13 protein-coding genes are annotated in these 19,100 nt (G+C 39.6%); all 13 read right to left on the bottom strand.

Going from position 1 to position 19,100, the window contains the following annotated elements:
- Positions 1-307: 307 nt before the first annotated feature.
- The 13 genes from EKM67_RS08655 to EKM67_RS08715 all read right to left on the bottom strand — a co-directional run bounded on the left by EKM67_RS08655 (position 308) and on the right by EKM67_RS08715 (position 18,998).
- Entirely contained in the window at positions 308-2,557 is a 2,250-nt protein-coding gene (locus EKM67_RS08655; RefSeq protein WP_125578624.1) for a TIM-barrel domain-containing protein, read from the bottom strand.
- Between the two features lie 146 nt (positions 2,558-2,703).
- Positions 2,704-5,700: a glycoside hydrolase family 2 TIM barrel-domain containing protein gene (locus EKM67_RS08660; protein ID WP_125578625.1), complete on the bottom strand. Its 2,997-nt coding sequence runs from the start codon at positions 5,698-5,700 to the stop codon at positions 2,704-2,706.
- Between the two features lie 160 nt (positions 5,701-5,860).
- Positions 5,861-7,432: a glycoside hydrolase family 5 protein gene (locus EKM67_RS08665; protein WP_125578626.1), complete on the bottom strand. Its 1,572-nt coding sequence runs from the start codon at positions 7,430-7,432 to the stop codon at positions 5,861-5,863.
- A 14-nt stretch (positions 7,433-7,446) separates the two neighbouring features.
- Positions 7,447-8,379, bottom strand: a complete 933-nt coding sequence (locus EKM67_RS08670; protein ID WP_125578627.1) for an ROK family protein — start codon at positions 8,377-8,379, stop codon at positions 7,447-7,449.
- Between the two features lie 6 nt (positions 8,380-8,385).
- On the bottom strand, positions 8,386-9,003 hold the full coding sequence (locus tag EKM67_RS08675) for a YesL family protein (protein WP_164506624.1): 618 nt from the start codon (positions 9,001-9,003) through the stop codon (positions 8,386-8,388).
- Positions 9,004-9,138: 135 nt separating this feature from the next.
- The gene (locus EKM67_RS08680; protein WP_125578629.1) at positions 9,139-10,773 is read right to left on the bottom strand and encodes a type 2 periplasmic-binding domain-containing protein; all 1,635 of its coding nucleotides are present in this window, start codon (positions 10,771-10,773) and stop codon (positions 9,139-9,141) included.
- An 82-nt stretch (positions 10,774-10,855) separates the two neighbouring features.
- Entirely contained in the window at positions 10,856-11,668 is an 813-nt protein-coding gene (locus EKM67_RS08685) for a carbohydrate ABC transporter permease (protein ID WP_125578635.1), read from the bottom strand.
- A gap of 110 nt (positions 11,669-11,778) precedes the next feature.
- A complete protein-coding gene (locus tag EKM67_RS08690; RefSeq protein ID WP_225417356.1) occupies positions 11,779-12,639 on the bottom strand; it encodes an ABC transporter permease in 861 nt (286 codons plus the stop codon).
- A gap of 157 nt (positions 12,640-12,796) precedes the next feature.
- Entirely contained in the window at positions 12,797-13,801 is a 1,005-nt protein-coding gene (locus EKM67_RS08695; protein WP_125578631.1) for a LacI family DNA-binding transcriptional regulator, read from the bottom strand.
- A gap of 154 nt (positions 13,802-13,955) precedes the next feature.
- A complete protein-coding gene (locus EKM67_RS08700) occupies positions 13,956-15,755 on the bottom strand; it encodes a DUF2264 domain-containing protein (protein ID WP_125578632.1) in 1,800 nt (599 codons plus the stop codon).
- A gap of 291 nt (positions 15,756-16,046) precedes the next feature.
- A complete protein-coding gene (locus EKM67_RS08705; RefSeq protein WP_191986412.1) occupies positions 16,047-17,177 on the bottom strand; it encodes a glycoside hydrolase family 88 protein in 1,131 nt (376 codons plus the stop codon).
- Positions 17,178-17,316: 139 nt separating this feature from the next.
- A complete protein-coding gene (locus EKM67_RS08710) occupies positions 17,317-18,078 on the bottom strand; it encodes a carbohydrate ABC transporter permease (RefSeq protein ID WP_225417354.1) in 762 nt (253 codons plus the stop codon).
- Positions 18,079-18,140: 62 nt separating this feature from the next.
- On the bottom strand, positions 18,141-18,998 hold the full coding sequence (locus EKM67_RS08715; RefSeq protein ID WP_125578634.1) for a carbohydrate ABC transporter permease: 858 nt from the start codon (positions 18,996-18,998) through the stop codon (positions 18,141-18,143).
- Between the last annotated feature and the right edge of the window lie 102 nt (positions 18,999-19,100).

Here is a 19,100-nt window from a genome sequence, read left to right on the forward strand (position 1 = left end):
TAGAATCTATGTTTTAAAAAAAGGACGAGAGGCTTTTCTATTTACACATAAAATTTGACACTCTCCTCAATTGAGTGAAAAAATAAAATTTATCTACATTTTACATATCAGAATCAAATATCACCGCAATTTGTTTGACCAACTCAGCACTTCTCTAAAATCGATTTCTTTCTTCGATTCTAGAAATTAAATAAAAAAATAAGGCTCCGCGACGAATTATTCGCGAAAACCTTATCCATAAAAAATAGATCTATTCAATTCGTTTCTACTGAATTACAGCTTGCCGCTTTACCTCTCCTGACCATAATTAAGATCGGAATTCTTGTGCGAGCATGCCACTAAAGAAATCAGTTAAATCGGGGCGATCCTTCGTCGCAATAAAATTAATGATCTTGACTGGATCGGTGGCATTGCTCTTAACATAGTCGTTAATTTGACGCTTCAATTCAAAGGGGATCTCCATAACTTTCAAAGCCGCGTAAACCTGATCAGTCAACGACGGTGCGGAATCAGCTTGCACTTGCGTAATGAGATATTGCGTTTGGTTATCCAAAATTAATTCTGGACAATCTAACGTAACTAATTCAATTTGACGATCACTGGGAATAATGTGATCCAAATCTTCAACCGTGATCGTTAATCGACCATCCTCTGACAAGGTAAAAGTCGTACTGGCAATTTTTTGTCCCTGATGTTCATACATCACGTACTTGTGATTTGCACAGCCAAAAATTTGTACCACTAATTCTACCGGCAAGTCATCCAAATTCTGTTGAGATAATTTAGTCAATGGCACCATGCCACCCGCTCTTACCAAAACCGGATATTCAGACAGAGGCCGATACAACTTCACTTCCTGCTCACCACGATAAATTTGATGCGTAAAGAAATCATACCAAGTTCCTGCAGGAATCCATGTGGTTGCTTTACTTTGCTGCAATTGCTGATTTTTCGGATCGACGATCGCAGAAACCAATAATTCACTGCCGAAATAATATTCATCACGATAATAATAATAAGTTTCCATTTCGGGATGATGGTAATAAAGCGGCTGTACTAGAGGAACACCATCTTGATGCGTTTTAATATTTTCGCTATCCAAATAGGGAATCAGTTGGTGACGCAACTGCAGAAATTGATCGATCACTTGTCGATTTTCGATAGGATAATTCCACGGCTCCTTACCTGAAAAAGGATTATCTGAGCTATGCAATCGATTGATCGGGCTGAAAACACCGTATTGAACCCACCGCGTCTGCAATTCTGGATCATAACTGCCGATCATATGCCCACCAATATCATGACTCCACCAAGAATAGCCAATATTGCTGGCCGTTGCTGTGAAATACGGTTGAAATTTCAACGAAGCCCAACTGATCCACGTGTCGCCAGAAAAGCCGATTGGATAACGTTGACTACCTGGGCCAGCATACCGTGACAAAATCAGTCCCTCTCCAGGATGTCGCACTTCATTATCTAAATAATGATAATGATTCAAGGCTTTCAAGACGTCATAACCCGCAGTATCAAAATAACGATCCTGCTGCCAATCCAACCACCAAAAATCGATACCTTCTTTTTCTAAAGGATGATGAACATCTTCGAAATAGCTGTGGCGAAACTGCGGATTCTTGATATCGAAAACAGCCGGCTGTTTTGTCTTGGCATCGAGTTTCGGATGCCTCGCAACTTGCGGATATACTTTTTCAAAGGGGCGAATTCCGGCAGCAGGATGGACATTGAGCGTTACTTTCATCCCCTGTCGATGCAGCCACTGCAATAATTGATGATGGTCTGGAAATAACGACTCATTCCAAGTATAGCCAGTCCAACCACTGCCTTGTTCAGCTGGTACATCGGTTAAATGCCAATCCATATCCAAAACAGCCACAGAAAATGGGACGTTTTCCTGTTGAAACTTAGTAAACAAGTCCTGATATTCTTGCTGGTTATATTGATAATAGCGACTCCACCAATTCCCCAACGCATAACGTGGCAAAATCGGCGGCGCACCAGATAATTTGAAATAATCTTTAATTTCTAGTTGATATTGACGACCATAAGCAAAGTAATAAAGATCCGTTTGGTCACGATTTTGTGGCCCAATTTCTTGATTAGGCAAAATTACATTATTATCAGAATCATCGATCAGCGCATAACCATGCCGCGAAATCACACCATTCTCTAACGGAATCTCACCATTAGCTTCATCCAGTGTACGTGCCGTCCCAAACAAATTACCGCCCACAGGTTCGCGTCCAAATAACCAACGACTGAAATGCGCCTCAAAACCATATTTAGCATCGATCCACAAATTCTTAGCAGAAAATGCCCCGCCATCATAATACAAATGAAATCCCTGCGTTTCGATTTCCAACTCATGATCCTGTCGTTGCCGATAAATCTGAACGGTTGTCGGCGTAGCAAAGTTACGATCTTGAACAAAATAAGTCGGCCGCTCTTCAAACTTGCCGTCATCTGACCACTCGATTCGCAATAGATAGTCTGTGATAATCGTAAATCGATAATTCTCGCCTGCAATAATTTGTGCTGCCATAGAAACCTCCACCTACTAATTAACTTGTACTTAAACTAGAATGATCGACTTGAATTGAACACATTCCCACTAATCATAAACTTCTGGTTATGCGTTTTCACTCCACACCACATTTAACAGCACATGCTAATAACTTGTCAATATCTTTATGGTTTGATTTCTACAACTAGCTCATACTCATAAGCCTCTGTCTTCAACAAATATTTACCCATCGGTTCTGGCCCACAACTCTGCGAACCAATGCCGTTTTGCTGATGGTCCACGATCAACAGGAATTGATGATCCAACTTCTGCAAATCGGTCACATGTTGCGCGGCATCCAGATTTTGAATCGTGTTTTGTTTCAGGCTGAAACTAAACGGTTCCTGGCTGGACAAGCCGAGCTGGTAGCCCGCATCCGATTGAATCTCCACCGTCCGAGTTTCCTGATGATTACCATTCTCCTGTGGAAAAATGTAATTGAAGTTGAGATCAGGAATCGTTTCAGCATCGAAGTAATCGATCCACGTGCCATTATTAATATCCGGATAGGATTCGCGCGGACCGCGACCTAACCAGGTTGTCTTGGCGTCGGCGCCTTCTTGAACAAATTGCAACCCGACACGTGGCAACGTTGCCGGCATTTGGCCTTGCGGTTGGCCGCTCACTTTGATTTCGATCTTACCGGCTGCAGTGAAGCGATACGCAATTGTCGAGTGGATCAACCAATCTTTCCCAGCGGCGCCACAAGTTTCATTGAGCTTCAGCACAATTGCATCCGTTTGTTGATCTTCAATCGTCACGCTGCGAACTTCGGTAACCATTCGATCCAATCCGAATTCACGCCAAACTTTGCCGACGCGGAAATCATTATCCGTCAATGCGCGCCAGAAAATTTGTTGCGGCTGACTGACGATCGGTTCTGCAGTTTTAGCCTCGACAATTTGCCATGAGCCTGTTTGCTGATTGATTTTCAGCAGATGCTCGCCAAATTGGTAACGGCGCACAAAGTCTTTCACTGGTAATTTTGTAAATTGATCAACTGTGTTTGCTGGTGTCGTTTCAGATTCAGGCCGTGCAATCAATCGACTCACACGATAGCTGTGCTGCGTCTGATCAGTCGCTTCAAGATATTGCGCATCCACCAACAACACTAAATCTGTCTGTGAATCTTGCAAAAACGATTGCTCAGGATCCACCGCGACTGTTCGCGTTTCGCCTGGTTTCAAATTTTCGACAGTAACCGTCTCACTGAATAAGTCTTGCACTTTATTTTTAACGGTAAAAATCACTTGAACTTGTGATACGGTGGTGAAATTATAGTGATTCGTGATGTGAGCCGCGAGTTGATCCGGTAATAATTGCAACTGGATCGGCGAATAAACATGTTGCACATCGAAATAACTTGGCGATGGCTTCAGATCGGGTTGAATAATGCCGTCGATCACGAAATTATAATCGTTGGGAACCTCGCCGAAGTCGCCGCCATAAGCAAACGTCTTCTGATCATCTGCACCAACTTTTTCAATGCCATGATCTTTCCATTCCCAAATAAAGCCACCCTGTAATTGCGGATATTTATTAAAAGTATCCCAATAATCTTGCAAAGAGCCTGCGCCATTACCCATTTGATGCGCATACTCGCAAAGAATATATGGCTTTTTGATTTTCGGATCATGGACGGTCTTTTCCAAATCGGCAATGCTAGGATACATGCTGGAATTCATGTCTGACCATTGCACATCCTGTTCGCCACCAGTTTCTGGATCGCAGGCATAGCGGAATTCACCTTCGTGATGGATCAACCGCTGCGGATCGCGCTGTTTCGCCCAATCGATCATCAATTTATGATTGGAACCATTCCCCGACTCATTACCAACAGACCAAATAATCACGGCCGGCACATTTTTGTCGCGCTCGATCATCGCTTCCATGCGCTCGAGGTATGGTTTCGTCCATAGCGGGTCGCTACTGATCTGATTCACGTCCCCTGTCTCGTAGATCCCATGACACTCCAGATCGGCCTCATCAATCAAATAGAAGCCTAATCGATCACATTGCTGATAGACCCACGGATCTTCAGGATAGTGTGAAAAACGAATTGCATTCATATTCGCGGCTTTCATTAATTTCAATTCTGCGAGCACGCGCTCATGAGGAACCGCACGCCCAAATTTTTCATGAAATTCATGCCGATTCACACCACGGAATGTGACTGGCACGCCGTTCACACAAATCAAATCGTTCTTGATCGCCACCGTGCGGAAACCGACTTGTTGCTCAATAACTTCATCAGCCGTCGATAAAATCAACCGATAAAGATTTGGCTCCTCCGCATTCCATAATTTTGGCCGATCGATTTGATATTGCTTCGTTATTTTATCCGTCAAATCAAATAGGTCGACCAAAACCGACTCACCAGCCGGATCGAGCAGCTCTAATTTAACCGCTAGCGGACTATCAGCGACAAATGCGGACAGATCGATTTTAAATTCGGCTTGCGCATAATTCTCGTTGAAACTCGTGCGATAGAAATAATCCCAGATGAAATTCTGCGGGCGCGCCAAAATCGACACCGCACGGAAAATCCCGGTGAGCCACCACATATCCTGATCTTCAATGTACGATGACGCCGACCACTGATAAACCTGCACGCCAATGCGATTGCGACCATTGTTCAGAACATCGGTAATATCAAACTCGGCCGCCGTGCGACTCCCCTTGTAAAACCCAACCTGCTGACCATTGACCCACACGAAGAAAGCATTATCCACGCCTTCAAAACGCAGGAAATAACGGCGATCCGCCTGCTTCTGTAATTCGACATCCTTCACATAATAACCAGTCGGATTTTCAGCCGGCGTATTCGGAACATCGATCTGAAACGGATACTGAACATTCGTGTACGCGGGATGACCATAACCTTGCATCTGCCACTGACCCGGCACTGTGATCTGATCCCAGTCCTTAATATTAAGTTGCTTATCCGCAAGATCCACCGAACTGACCCGCGCATCAGATTCATAATGGAATTGCCACGTCCCATTTAAATCAATTGATTCAGAAACAAGCTGGTCCTCCACCTGCCTCTGAGGCACATAAAAAGAACGATTTGGTAATTTATTTTCTGCGATTACATTTGGATCATCTAAATATTGATTCATGCGACAACCTCCCAATTTGATAACGGTTTACCCCACCATCTTACACTAAAAATTAAATTGATAGCGGTTCAAAATGATCAATTAATAGCAGGATTTGAACAAAAAAAGAAATCCGAGTGAATGATAAACTCAGATTTCCATATTTTAAATATTTATTTTGCTACAGTAATGTTATTTTTTTTAAGGCAATATTTCCAGCAGTACTCATCAACCGAATCTTATCTCTGGAAAACGCATGTAACGTGATAGTTTCCTTTTGCTTGATGTGGTCCAGAGTCTGACCGTGCTGACCATTTTCAGTGATGGTTAAAGTTGAATTTGCATCCGTACTGACTAAATCAAATTCAATTTCTAGCTGTTGTCCATCATGAACATCATTGAATGAATATGAAACATATTCCTGTTCATGTAATTGAACGCGGTACTCATCCAGATAAACATCAAAAGAGAACTCGGAAGAATGCTTAATGACTGGTTCAAGAATATCAATATTTGTTCCCTGACGATATTTCATAAAGTTATTGCGTACTTCTTGCGCAGAATAATCGTCAGAATTATCGTCGAAACTTGTTGCCGAATAACTGAAGGGCGCCTTCTGTAAAATGTGTCGGTCAACATTCCGATTTTGTTCACAGTTAGCAAACTTGATATTCTCTAAATATTCATCAAGCATCTTCGTGGCTTCTGCAGGGTCAGGCTTAACACCCTTCGCAACATAATCAGTTAATAACTCCCAATTCCTCGGTGTCTTGATCGTCAAGCTACCATTATGTTTGCCCAACTTTTTGTATGGCCAAAAATGGTAACTTACACCATACTGCTCACACAGTTTGGTCATACCTGAGAACCACGTATTAATATTCTCGCCAGTTTCACCGAGCCAAAGTGGTGCATTAAATTGTGCCGATACCTTTAGAAAATCGGCGAAGGTCTCGCGACTTGGTAATACGCCATATCGATGGAAATGAATCACAAAATTATCATCATATTTTTTAGTGAACACGCTAGGATCACTCGCCCAGTGATAACCCTCAAGCGAAAACATGTGCTTCGAATCTACCTGACGAATGGCCGTGATCGCTTCAGAATAAAATTGGCTTAATTTCGGCAACAGATAATCAAAATTCTGTAACGAATTCGTTTGTGGACGGATCGGTTCATTCAGTAAATCATATCCAGCAACTGTTGGCTCATCATGATAACGTTCTGCGATAAAACGCCATAATTTGATTCCTTGTTGCCAATATTGATCGACCATAAATAAGTTAGGGATATCATCACTAGAGTCATCAATATTAGCACCCGTTTGGCCACCTGGTGCACCATGCATATCGATCCAAACATATAGATCATATTTTTGACACCACTTGATCAACCGATCCATTAAATAGAAATTTGATTCATCGATTTCCCCATTTTCATCCAGGAACAACGCTGAATTGAATGGGAGGCGAATTGAATTAAATCCTTCTTCGTGAATATAAGCAACATCGGCTTCAGTGATGTAGTCATCGCGAAACTTCTTCCAAAAATCGGCTGCTGCATCTTCACCTATTAGTTCACTGATTGTTTGTTCAATTCGGCGTGGGCGGTCAAACTTCTGGCCGTGCATACCCCACATATATCCTTCTTGGAGTAACCAGTTACCGATACCCCAACCTTTCATAATAATAGGGCGATCTGATTCATCAACAATTTGTTGCCCTTTTGTGTGCAAAAACGATTGTATCATTTCGATGTTCTCCTCTAATTCTTATTATGAAATATTTGATACACTGCACCGATCAACCCAGAATCATTAAGTAATTTGGTTGACTTAACAGGTGCAATAGCTTGATCCATTACCGCATGAATACTACGATGACGTGTCTCTAAATCTTTAACAGCTGCTTGCAGGTTTTCATTGAATTCTTGATTAGCGCTAATTCCGCCACCGATCAAAATCACTTCTGGATCAAAATTAGCAGTCAAATTAAGGATGCCCGTTGCCAAACTATAATAAAATTTATTCAGAACAATTTTTGCTAAGGTCTCGCCATTATGCGCGGCTTCAAAAATAATTCGCGCATCTTTGATTGGCTTAAAGGTTGGATCCACTTGAATTTTAGATTGGCTATACTGATAGCATAAACCGCCGACTACCGCACTAGTGACGTTGAGTGATTTTTCTTCCAAATCTTTTGTGAGGTCAATATCTTGGGTAATACTCCAACCAAATTCGCCGGCCATACCATGCGCACCACGATAAATCTGGCCATTGATCACTATACCGCCACCAAATCCAGTACCAATTACCAAGCAAAGATAATTGTCGATGCCCACTGCGGCGCCCAACCAATGTTCTGCTATTGCAGCGGCATTGGCATCATTTTCAACGGTCACAGATAAGTTTATCTGCTTTTCCAACTCGGTTTTCAAATTAACGCCATACATGCATTTAATGGCGCCGGCAGTTAATAAATAGCCATCTTTTTGAACGATCCCTGGGGTACACACACCAACTGCTTCAATTGCATATTTCAACTGATAAGTTTTGACAAGATCAGCTAGTGTGGTGATAAAGAGATCACGTTCTTGTGGGGTCTCGATGGACGACTTAACAATAATCTGGCCACTTTCATCTACAACACCATGTTTAATCGTTGTCCCACCAATATCGAATCCAACGTAATATTTCATTTTTACCTACTCCTCAACCGATTCATCATATTTATCAAAAACATATTTAAAAATGTAACTATTAATCAGTGCCGTCGTTGCAAATCCCATCAATAACCAAAGCAAAAATAATTTTGGAATGAATACGGGGAAAAACACTAACAAAGCAATACTGATCAGGAAAATAAAAATACTATAAGCCGCATTATGGAAACTAATGTTTACTGCATTGCGAATATACTGAACACCCGTATTTTCAAATCTAGCTACTAATGGGAAGAGATATTCAGCGGCCAAAACAACTATCGTCGCTATTCCTAACCAGATCCACAGCACAACGGTTAATTTAGCTTGTTCAAGCCAATAGCCAACTGCAAACAGAATAACTATTCCAACAAGCAAAACTCCCCAAATAATCGTTGAAATTTTGAAATTACGTTTAAATGATTTTTTATAATCTGTAAAAAGATCAACTGGTTCATGATTAGCAATCTTCAAACAACAACTATACAACGCAGTAATTGCTGCCCCGGTTGTCACAACCCAGATTCCAGAGAGCAGGAAAAAAATATTTAAAGCTAAAATTTGATACACAGTAGTCATGACCGAAAATACGGTCCCGTTCATATCAAATATTTTTTTCAAGTCGTTCATCTCCTTAAGGCAGCATTATGTGACGTTGTTAGTAAACTCCCAAAATAATGAATATAGCCAGAGTATATACACCTCTGGCTAATCCATTGGTCAGATTTTGGGACTAAAACCTGACTTGTCGTTGTGTTAATCCATACCTAATTTTTTCATATTTGCTTTGATATTAGCATCACGAATCTTATTAATTGCAGAGATATCGTTATCTTTTTGGAACTTCTTGTAATTATCAAGTGTCTTGTTGAAGGCTGCTTTATCCTTAGCACGGATCAAGCTAACCATCGTTGTGCTCCAGTTAGTCTGAATTGCACCCAAGGCACGAGCCTCTTGTGTACCAGTATTAGGCGCAATGTTCTCGATCTGGAATTGAGGCTTCAAGTACTTCTTACCCCAATCCTGCATTTGCCATACTGATTTAACATAAGAATCCTTATTCAAAGCCTTATAACGGTCATGACCAAATAAGATAAATTCACCAATACGATACTTTTGTTGCCAAGCAGATGGATCATTTGATTGGATGTTCTTAGCAAATGGTGTCCATTTAACCATACCATCTTTATCTTGAGTATACATCTTACCTTTGACACCAAAGTTCGTCAGCATCTGACCTTTGTCACTCAAAAGATATTCAAACAATTGAATTGCTTTTGCAGGATGTTTGGTCTTGTTAGAAATATAATTGATCATCCAACCAGAAATACCTGCTTGTGATAATGTTGGTTCTCTACCTTCGGTGCTTTGAATACCGTCGATTGCAATGTAGGCGTCTTTAGGATTCTTAGAAGCAAAATCCTGTAAGTTAGTACCATGGTTAACGTCAGAACCCATCATCATGGTTGCATAGCTACCTGCTGAAACTTTTTCATTAAAGGCATCTGCATCATCAGTGAAGCTGTCATCAGTAATATTACCAGCAGCATGAACTTCACGGAATGAATTGAGCCATTTAATATAATCAGGATCAGTATCACGATCATAATACTTGCCAGCTTTAGTTGTGATCGGCACACCAAGCATATCCTGTACAACGTTCTCCAAAGAACTATTACCACCACTGAAATCATTGAAACCAAATGGTGTTAACTTAGGAAACTTAGCCTTGATAGCTGCCATTCCTTTTACAAACCCTTCTGGAGTTGTAAAATCTTGGTTGCCAATTGCGTCTTTTACATCTTGACGAATAATAAAAGCATCACGTGGTAAAATCTTGCCACTCTTATAATCTGCCGAAGTATTCGAATAGTTAGGATAACCGTATGAGTTACCATCGATCTTATACCAGTTAAGTGTATCCTTGCTGGCAACTTTAAAGAAGTATGGATCATAAGTGTTACCTAAATCTTGTAATGAATATGCCCAATCCTTGGCTGTACGAGCTACTTTTGAGTTTGGATCACTAATCGTAACCAAGTCCGGCATGTTACCACTGGCAAAATAAGTATTTAGTTTTGTATCATCACCAGTAACAAATTTGATGTTGATGTTAAGATCCTTTTTAATCTGTTTAGTGATGTCATCCTTGCCGTAATCTTTGTTCCACCAATCAGCATTTACGTACCAAGTTAGCGTTGTCATTTTAGACTTATCAGATTTCCATGCTGGTGTTGTTTTCGATAACTTGTAAGTCGCCTTGGGCAAATTTGAGTCGCTCGATTTGCTTTCTGATGAACCACCGCCGTTCCCACATGCGGTTAGAATAACTGCTGAGCTCAATGCAACTAATGCTGTTGCAAATTTCTTTAACGTTTTATGCTGCTTCATAGTAATGCAACTCTCCCTTTTTTATTCTAGAAATCCCTACAAAACTGAATACACGATTATTTATCTAGCATCCTCATGAAACCTATTCCTTGACAGCACCAAGCATTGTCCCGGTAACAAAGTACTTTTGCAAGAATGGATACAAAACTAAAATTGGAATCATCGTTACGACGATCGTAGCAAGTTGCACCCCCTTCGATGTAGTCGCAATAGAAATCTGGGCATTTAACCCGTTTGATGCCGCTGCTTGAGCTTGGACGATAATATCATACAGGCGCATTTGAAGTGGATAGAGTGCTTCGTTGGTAACATAAAGCTTCGTGGTCATAAAATCATTCCACTGCCAAACACCATGAAATAATCCGATTGTCGCCAGAGCTGGTTTAGATAATGGCACAATGATCGAGAAGAACACACGCCAATCGCTTGCACCATCGATCTTCGCAGATTCCTCGAGTGAATCCGGAATATCGCGGAAGAAGTTCATTAGGATAACCATGTCATAGTAACTAAACATTGCTGGTAAAATATAAACCCAGAATGAATTTAATAATCCTAAAGATTTAATCAACAAGTAAGTTGGAATCATACCACCAGAGAAGAACATGGTGATAATACCCATCGCTGAATAAAGTTTCCGTCCCTTTAAGTCACGCTTACTTAAGGCATATGCAACAATCGAGCAAAGGAACAGATGGAAAACAACACCGACAACTGTCTTGGCAACAGAGATAAACATGGATTGCCAAATCCCATTATCACTAAACACTTGAATGTAGTTAGCAATAGAAAGTTCTTTTGGCCAGAACACAAATGTGCCGGCATTCTTCCCTGCGAACGATGAAATCACGACGTTCCACATTGGAATAATGATGATCAATGCAAAAAGTGTCATCAAAATTACGTTCACAACATCAAATACTTTATTGCCCTTAGTTTCTCTAATATGAGCACGCGGTTTCTTCTTACTTATTTTCTTAACATCAGCCAATTTCTTCACCCTCTTTATAATACTGACTGGTTATCATTTAATTTCTTAGTAACTGTGTTCGTGATAATCAATAGAACAACCGAGATAATTGAGACACCCAACCCAACGGCAGTCGCATATGAGAAATCACCCTGGGTCAGACCAACACGATAAACGTAAGAGTTAATGACTTCAGCCTTTGGTTGGTTCTGTGAGTTCATCAAAACTAAAGTTTGATCCAAATTTGAATTGAACAAGCCAGAAACTGAAAGAATCAGATTTAATGAAATGATCGTACTCATTTCTGGAATTGTGATGCTCCAGATTTGCCGTAGTTTTGAAGCACCATCCATTTCAGCAGCTTCATAATAGGTCGGGTCAATTTTAGACATAGTGGCTAAGTAAAGAATCGTCCCCCAACCTGCTTCCTTCCAGACATCCGATAGCGAGGCAATACTCCAATAACTATTTGCATTCAGGATATGATTGTCTTTCGTCGCAATCCCAATCATATTCAGGATTTGGTTGAGCATCCCATTAGATGATAACCAAGTAATCAACATACCGCCTAAAATAATCCAAGAAAGGAAATGAGGCAGATACGTAATTGTCTGAACAAGTTTTTTGAAAGGTGACCATTTTAATTCAAAAATCATAATGGCAATAATAATTGGTAAGAAAAACTCAATGGTCAGTTTAATAGCACTGATACCAATCGTATTCTGTACTGATTCCCAAAAATACTTATCTTTTAAAATGATTTTAAAGTTTTCCAGCCCGACCCACGGTGCGCTGGCCATGGTACTTGTGACTGAATAGCTTCGGAATGCTAAACTTAATCCATATATAGGAATAAAGTTGAAAATGATCATCGAAATAATCCCGGGCAAAACCATTGTTTGTAATTGCCACTGTCTACCCCAAGATTTACCCCAATCAACGATCCTGACCCCTAGTGGGCGCTTTTGATGTTTCCGCAATTTCATATTAGTCCCTCCTACAAAAATAAAAACGTTTTTATTTATATAAACAACAACTACCCTTTTAAGTAACTTAGATACTTGTTGCTGACTTTCTGATAATTAGTTCACCCGGGAGCGCGCAACTAGGAATGTCTTTTTTGCCGTCCATCAATTCCATAAGCATTTCTATAGCGCCTCTTGCCTGTGACATAATCGGATTTTTGATAGTTGTCAATGGTGGGTTGAAATATTCAGCCACATCAATATCATCAAATCCAACAACGCTTACATCTTCTGGTACCCGCAAACCTTCATGCTTAAATGCTTTGATTGCACCGGTTGCCGAAAGATCATTCCCTGCAACGAAGGCAGTTGGAAAAGCAAATTGCTGCATCTGACTCAGTCTAATAAAGGAAAGAATCGCATTATAAGATGCCTCTCGTTCAAACATACCTTCCAAACGATACTCATCTGGAAAGGACAACCCGTGTTCAAATAGTGCCTGTTTCAAGCCAAGGAGTCGTTGCTCACTATCATAAACACCAGCATAACCGGCGATAAATGCAATTCGCTGATGTCCCATATTGATCAAATAATTCCCGATCTCATAACCGGCTTGAAAAGAATCAAAGACAATACTAGTCGTATTCATTTGCGAAATCTTACGATCTAAGAAAACGCTGGGAATCTGTTCCGCATTAAGTAACGCAATTTCTTCTTGCGAGATTACAGGATCAAATAACAATGCACCATCTACCAGTCTGCCGCGGAGCGTATTCATAATTTTCTCCCGATCGCTGGAAATAAATACATTTAACCCATAACCTTCTTTTTCGCTAAAATTAGCTAACCCATCAATTAAAATCGAATAATAAGGTCCTCTGACGCTGGAAGTGAACAGACCTACCGTTCTCGTCGAACCAGACTTAAGCTGTTTCCCAATTAAATTTGGTGAGTAATCTAGTTTCTTTACTGCATCGATAATTTTGCGCTTCGTGGAAGGCTTTACGACGTCTACATTGTTTAACGCTTTTGACACGGTAGCAATTGAGACTCCTGCTTCACGAGCCACATCTCTAATCGTGACCTTTGCCATAATGTCCTTCCTTTTCTTGAACCGCTTTCATTAATAGAATAACGCATCCTTTTTTAAAATGCAACACTTTTTTAAAAACGTTTTTATTTTTAAAATATAATGAACCGCCACGATTGAAAAAAGCCAATCATGGCGGTTCATCTAACAAAATTCTTCAAAGTATCTTTTTCGAAAGATTCACTTGTTGTTCCTGATAATTAACAATAATTTGATTGTCAGTAATTGAGACTGTAGGAACTTGATTCGCCGGATTCACACCGCCAAATTGTGCACTGATCAAAAGATGTTTCCCAGGGGCACAGCTCTGAATAGCCGCAAGGTATAAACTATTCGGAAAAATCAGATTGGTGTTGGCTTCTGAAAAAATAGCGTGTACCTGATTAAAACCGTATAAATTAATTGTCTCGATGGTCCCAATCTTACTCGTGAATGCTGCACCACCCTGGATATCATCAAGTTGGTAATCATCTGCATGTCCATTAAAAGTCTTATTTGAAAAGCCACCATCTGCTATCTCAATCGATCTGGCTGTATTGATTTCGTGAACACGAACATGCCAGTCTCCAAGAGGAATGATTGTCGAAGTAATGATTGTCTTGGGAAATGGACTCCAAGTTTGCTGAGTGTAGTTCTCAGTGACCTCGTCCGCTAAATTTATTTCTTTACTAAAATAATGCTCAGTTCCTCGTTCAGCAACCGCCAGACAATTGTCAAAAGCCCCTTGATCCAATCCTAGATTTCCTTTAGTGACACTAAATCCAAATCTGGATGAATATACAAACTTGCTATATTTTTCCGCGGCATGATTCTGTGCAGTCCATTGACCTACAGGGAATAGTTGCACATTTTGACCATCAACATTCGTTAAAAGCATTCGTGCAGGTTCGATCAATAATTTATTCTGTCGCTTCGGATTTTGGGGTGTCGACTTCCAAAACGGATGGTCTTCTGCAACTGCTAACAAAATAAATGCCTTAAACCCCCAGTATGGCGAACCCGGGCTATTGTACTGCTCGCTCATATAAAGATTTTCATAACCATAGCCAATACTCAAGATGCCATCATTCTTCTGAATCGGTTGCGCCTGCCAATAACTAAAATGATTTAGGAGTATATACTTGATTTGACTCCAAGTTAAAACTTCAACATTGGTAAAAACACAAGCCGACCAAAATGCGCCTTCGGCAAATCGATAAGTCAAACTTCGACCATAAGGAACACCTGCGCCGTTATCGTCAAACCAGTATTGAAAAGATTGAGCAAACTTTTTTGCACGTTCAACAAACAAACCGCTATTCAAAGGATCTTCATCTTTCATGTAATGCGCATAAAGTAATCCATAATAATGAAATGCCCAAGGAATGTAATAGTCCATCTGTTGAGGATTACCGTCAAAATACCAACCATCTTTCAAATAACATGAATTAATCAATTCTAAATCATCTGTCAAATGTTGTTGATCAAACGGACGTCCTAATTTAATAAAAGCAACATTTACCAAGATTCTGAAGAAACGCCAATTATTAGAATGCACCTTAATTGAGTTAACTTGCGCCAGCCAATTATATAAATTGTCCTGTTCTTGCGGATTTAACTGGTCCCAGAAAACAGCTTTCGTTTCGATCAAAGTAACTGCTAAAGCTGCCATTTCTACGATAAGTTGATCAAAATCGTGCACCTCACCCCAATAATTTTTATCATCAGGATCTGTACTATGCGTAATAGCATTAATATAATATCGAAAATCTTTTAAATCATAATCGCCATTGCCGGCCATCGGACCCACTGCCCATAACGTCCGCAAAAAGCCTTCGATTTGTGCTTGATCAGAATCATAATGTGCAGCCGAAGTCCCTAACTTCAACCGGCCATTGTCCGGTTGACGGTACTGTTTAGTTGGCACAATTAATTTTTGAAAATATGCTTCTAAATCTTGTTTGTTTTTAATATTCATTGTTGGGCCTCCGACAAAAAATTATTAAGTTCAAAATTATCGTCCAATATAAGCGCGATAAATGCACTTTTATTGTAGCAGATTTGGAAATTATTATTATAAAATCCATTCAGAGAAACTCGCGTAAATCCATAGTCTACGTTTTTAAAAGCACTATTAAATGAGCACAGAAAAAAAGAGCAGAAATTCCGCCCTACAAAAAGTCTTACTTTCAAGACGACTAAAATAATTCTTTTTATTTGTAAAATAATAAGCTAAATGTTTCTCCCTTATTCAAGATAAGCTGACTCGTCACCAAATATTCATTGCTTGGTTCGAAAGCTTTAAAATTGCTTCAATGAAGAAATAATCTCCATAAATAATGGGATATTCGTGGGTATCTTCAAAATATTGTGCTGAACATTTTGTCAATATATTATCCGTTTCATTATCCCAATTGCTGCTCTTTTGATCTAGTGTACGAAGTAATCTCATTGCGACTTTCAAATATACATTTGCATCCGTCTTGTCGACGTATTTAGAGAGTTCGATCAAGCCACTCGCGGCAATCGCTGATGCAGAAGAATCCTCAAACCAGGGTGACTTAGGCATTCTAAAATCAACTGGTATCAACGAATCATCTGGTATGTCCGCAATAAAATATTGAGCGATTTGCTTAGCGGTATCTAAAAAGCTTACATCATTCGTATATTGATAGCTCAACGTGAAACCATAAATTCCCCATGCCTGACCACGAGTCCAAGAGGAACCATGTGCATATCCTTGACCACCCACAGAATTAAGGTATTCTCCTGTGTTTGGATCAAAATTAATAATGTGTTTGACCGATCCATCTGGACGAACAATATATTTTTGTGCCGTTTTTGCGTGTGCAAGAGCAATCTGATAGAATCGTGGATCCTGTTCTTCTTCACTTGCCCAATATAGTAATGGTAAGTTCATCATACAATCGATAATCGCAGTACCGCTTCGATTCTCATCACCATTGTCATTCCAAGCGCGGATATATTGACCACTTAAATTAAAACGACCAGCTAAATTTTCAGCCGCAAGCAAAGCACGATTCTTTGCATCTGAGTCTTGTGTTATCCGATAGTGTGCAACTGACGTAAGAGACCATTTAAAACCATTGTCATGGTCAAGATGCTTAGCAGAGCCTAAATTCAAATCCAACTTCTTTTCAGTTTCAATAGCAGAACGCTGATAAATTTCATCGCCCGTTAAATGATATAGTTGCCAAAGAATACCACCCCAAAAGCCATTGGTCCACCAATAAGGATTGTCCTTGCAAACATCGATATAATGGCCGGTACTATCCGTTGTGTAAGGGATGATATGTTGATTTCGTTCGACCACCTGTCGCATTTTTTTATTGATTTTTATCGTCATCTCACGAATCCAATTGTCATCAATTGATGCCATCAGTATAACCTCCTTGTCCAAGAACTATTTATTATCTAATCGGCAAAGTAACTAATCGAATCGCCTTTTAAGATGCTTGATTTCTAGCATTATTAACAATATTAATCCAGTGATACAAAGTTTTAATTATCAAAATATCCTATTTAATTCCAGCAGAAACATCCGTTTGCTTGAATTTTGTTTGTACCCACACATATAGAAACAGAATTGGAATTACAGATGTTGCAAGAGCCGCCATCATCGCACCATAGTTCAAATCGTCTTGTGATGCTTGGGTAATATTTCGTATTACTAAAGGTACAGTATATTTATCAGAATCTGACATCATGACCAGTGGGAATATATAAGAATTCCAATAACCCATAAATATTAGAAGCCCAGAAGTGATAATGTTCGGCTTTAACAGTGGCATAGCAATCTTAAACAGTATTGTTATTTCCGAAGCTCCATCTATTCTCGCTGCTTCAATCAGTTCTAATGGAAACGAATCTGCATACTGTTTCATTATAAATACCGCATTGGCCGAGGCGAGTAATGGCAAAATAATTCCTGCGTACGAGTTCGTCAAACCAAATTTGCTAAACAGCAAGAAAGTCGGTATAAGCACTGCAAATCCAGGAATCATCCTAGAAAGCATAATTAGTCCAAAAATCAAATGATTTCCAACAAACTTATACTTTGCCAGTGTATATCCAGCAACTGTGGTAATAAAAGTCGAAATAACCGTACCGATCACAGTTACGAATATACTATTTCCTATAACCTTTAGGTACTGATAATTATCAAATAAATACTTCATATTGGTTTGAAAATATTTACTAACTCTAAAATCGATTGTCTTGCTGAGGATGATTCCATTATTTTGTGTTGAGGCAATCAACATATAAATATATGGAACCAAGAATACAATGCCTCCCACAATCAGACAAATATAAATGAATAAGCGGCTACTCCTTTTAGTTCTCATTTTTTACCCACCTTATACTGAATACCAGAAAGAACTGCTGCAACTAGTACCATGCTCCAAGCAATAGCAGATGCCTTGCCAAAATCAATCATTTCAAAACTTGTTTTATACAGATTAACCCCAACAGTTAGTGCAATAGATCCCGGTCCATACGTATTGCTGAACATAATATTAGGAATTTCAAAGGTATTTAATCCGTTTATGGTCGCCAATACCGTACTCAACAAAATCACGGGTTTTAACATCGGAATAGTGATATAGAAGAAACGGACAAAAGGAGTTGCGCCATCAATATCTGCGCTTTCATATATTTCCGGATTAATCCCCTGTAGCCCACCAAGAAATAAAATTGTGTAATACCCAACATTTTGCCAAATCATGACAATAAACATTGCAATTCTTCCCCAAAACGGGCTTGATAGCCAAGGTACTGCAGCAATTCCAAATACCTTCAAAAATGAGTTTAAAATACCCATTGGATTATAAAATGTCATAAAAACCGATGCGACAGCAACCAATGACGTCACTGCTGGTAAATAGTAAACGGTGCGGAAAAAGCCCTTTCCCTTAATTGATGGGTTATTTAATAAAACGGCGAAGAGAAGCGCAAAAAGAATGATGAATGGAATAGTTCCGACCATGATAATCAATACATTGACATAGGACTTAAGAAAAAGTGGATCTCTAAATAATGCCTTGAAGTTTGCTAATCCGATAAAGCGGAAACTATTCCCACGAATATCCATAAAACTAAATAACAAGGAAATAATGATTGGAACAAAAATTGTCAGAACAAACAATAACATAAAAGGACTTAAAAAAATATAAGGTGTTTTGCGTAGTTGCTTTTCCATGGGAAAAATCCGCCTCTTTCTACAAACCAAATCTCAGGGAGTGTACAATATTTTGTGTAAATAGTAATTGAAAAGGGAAGACCTTCCCCGTATGATTAAATC

Origin of the sequence: Lapidilactobacillus mulanensis, assembly GCF_003946215.1 — a bacterium.
In the GTDB taxonomy this organism is placed as follows: domain Bacteria; phylum Bacillota; class Bacilli; order Lactobacillales; family Lactobacillaceae; genus Lapidilactobacillus; species Lapidilactobacillus mulanensis.

Excerpts from the sequence above, each read along its gene's own strand:
- EKM67_RS08655 (WP_125578624.1), bottom strand. The coding sequence starts at position 2,557 with ATGGCAGCACAAATTATTGCAGGCGAGAATTATCGATTTACGATTATC.
- EKM67_RS08660 (WP_125578625.1), bottom strand. The coding sequence starts at position 5,700 with ATGAATCAATATTTAGATGATCCAAATGTAATCGCAGAAAATAAATTA.
- EKM67_RS08665 (WP_125578626.1), bottom strand. The coding sequence starts at position 7,432 with ATGATACAATCGTTTTTGCACACAAAAGGGCAACAAATTGTTGATGAA.
- EKM67_RS08670 (WP_125578627.1), bottom strand. The coding sequence starts at position 8,379 with ATGAAATATTACGTTGGATTCGATATTGGTGGGACAACGATTAAACAT.
- EKM67_RS08680 (WP_125578629.1), bottom strand. The coding sequence starts at position 10,773 with ATGAAGCAGCATAAAACGTTAAAGAAATTTGCAACAGCATTAGTTGCA.
- EKM67_RS08685 (WP_125578635.1), bottom strand. The coding sequence starts at position 11,668 with ATGACACTTTTTGCATTGATCATCATTATTCCAATGTGGAACGTCGTG.
- EKM67_RS08690 (WP_225417356.1), bottom strand. The coding sequence starts at position 12,639 with ATGGTTTTGCCCGGGATTATTTCGATGATCATTTTCAACTTTATTCCT.
- EKM67_RS08695 (WP_125578631.1), bottom strand. The coding sequence starts at position 13,801 with ATGGCAAAGGTCACGATTAGAGATGTGGCTCGTGAAGCAGGAGTCTCA.
- EKM67_RS08700 (WP_125578632.1), bottom strand. The coding sequence starts at position 15,755 with ATGAATATTAAAAACAAACAAGATTTAGAAGCATATTTTCAAAAATTA.
- EKM67_RS08705 (WP_191986412.1), bottom strand. The coding sequence starts at position 17,177 with ATGGCATCAATTGATGACAATTGGATTCGTGAGATGACGATAAAAATC.
- EKM67_RS08715 (WP_125578634.1), bottom strand. The coding sequence starts at position 18,998 with ATGGAAAAGCAACTACGCAAAACACCTTATATTTTTTTAAGTCCTTTT.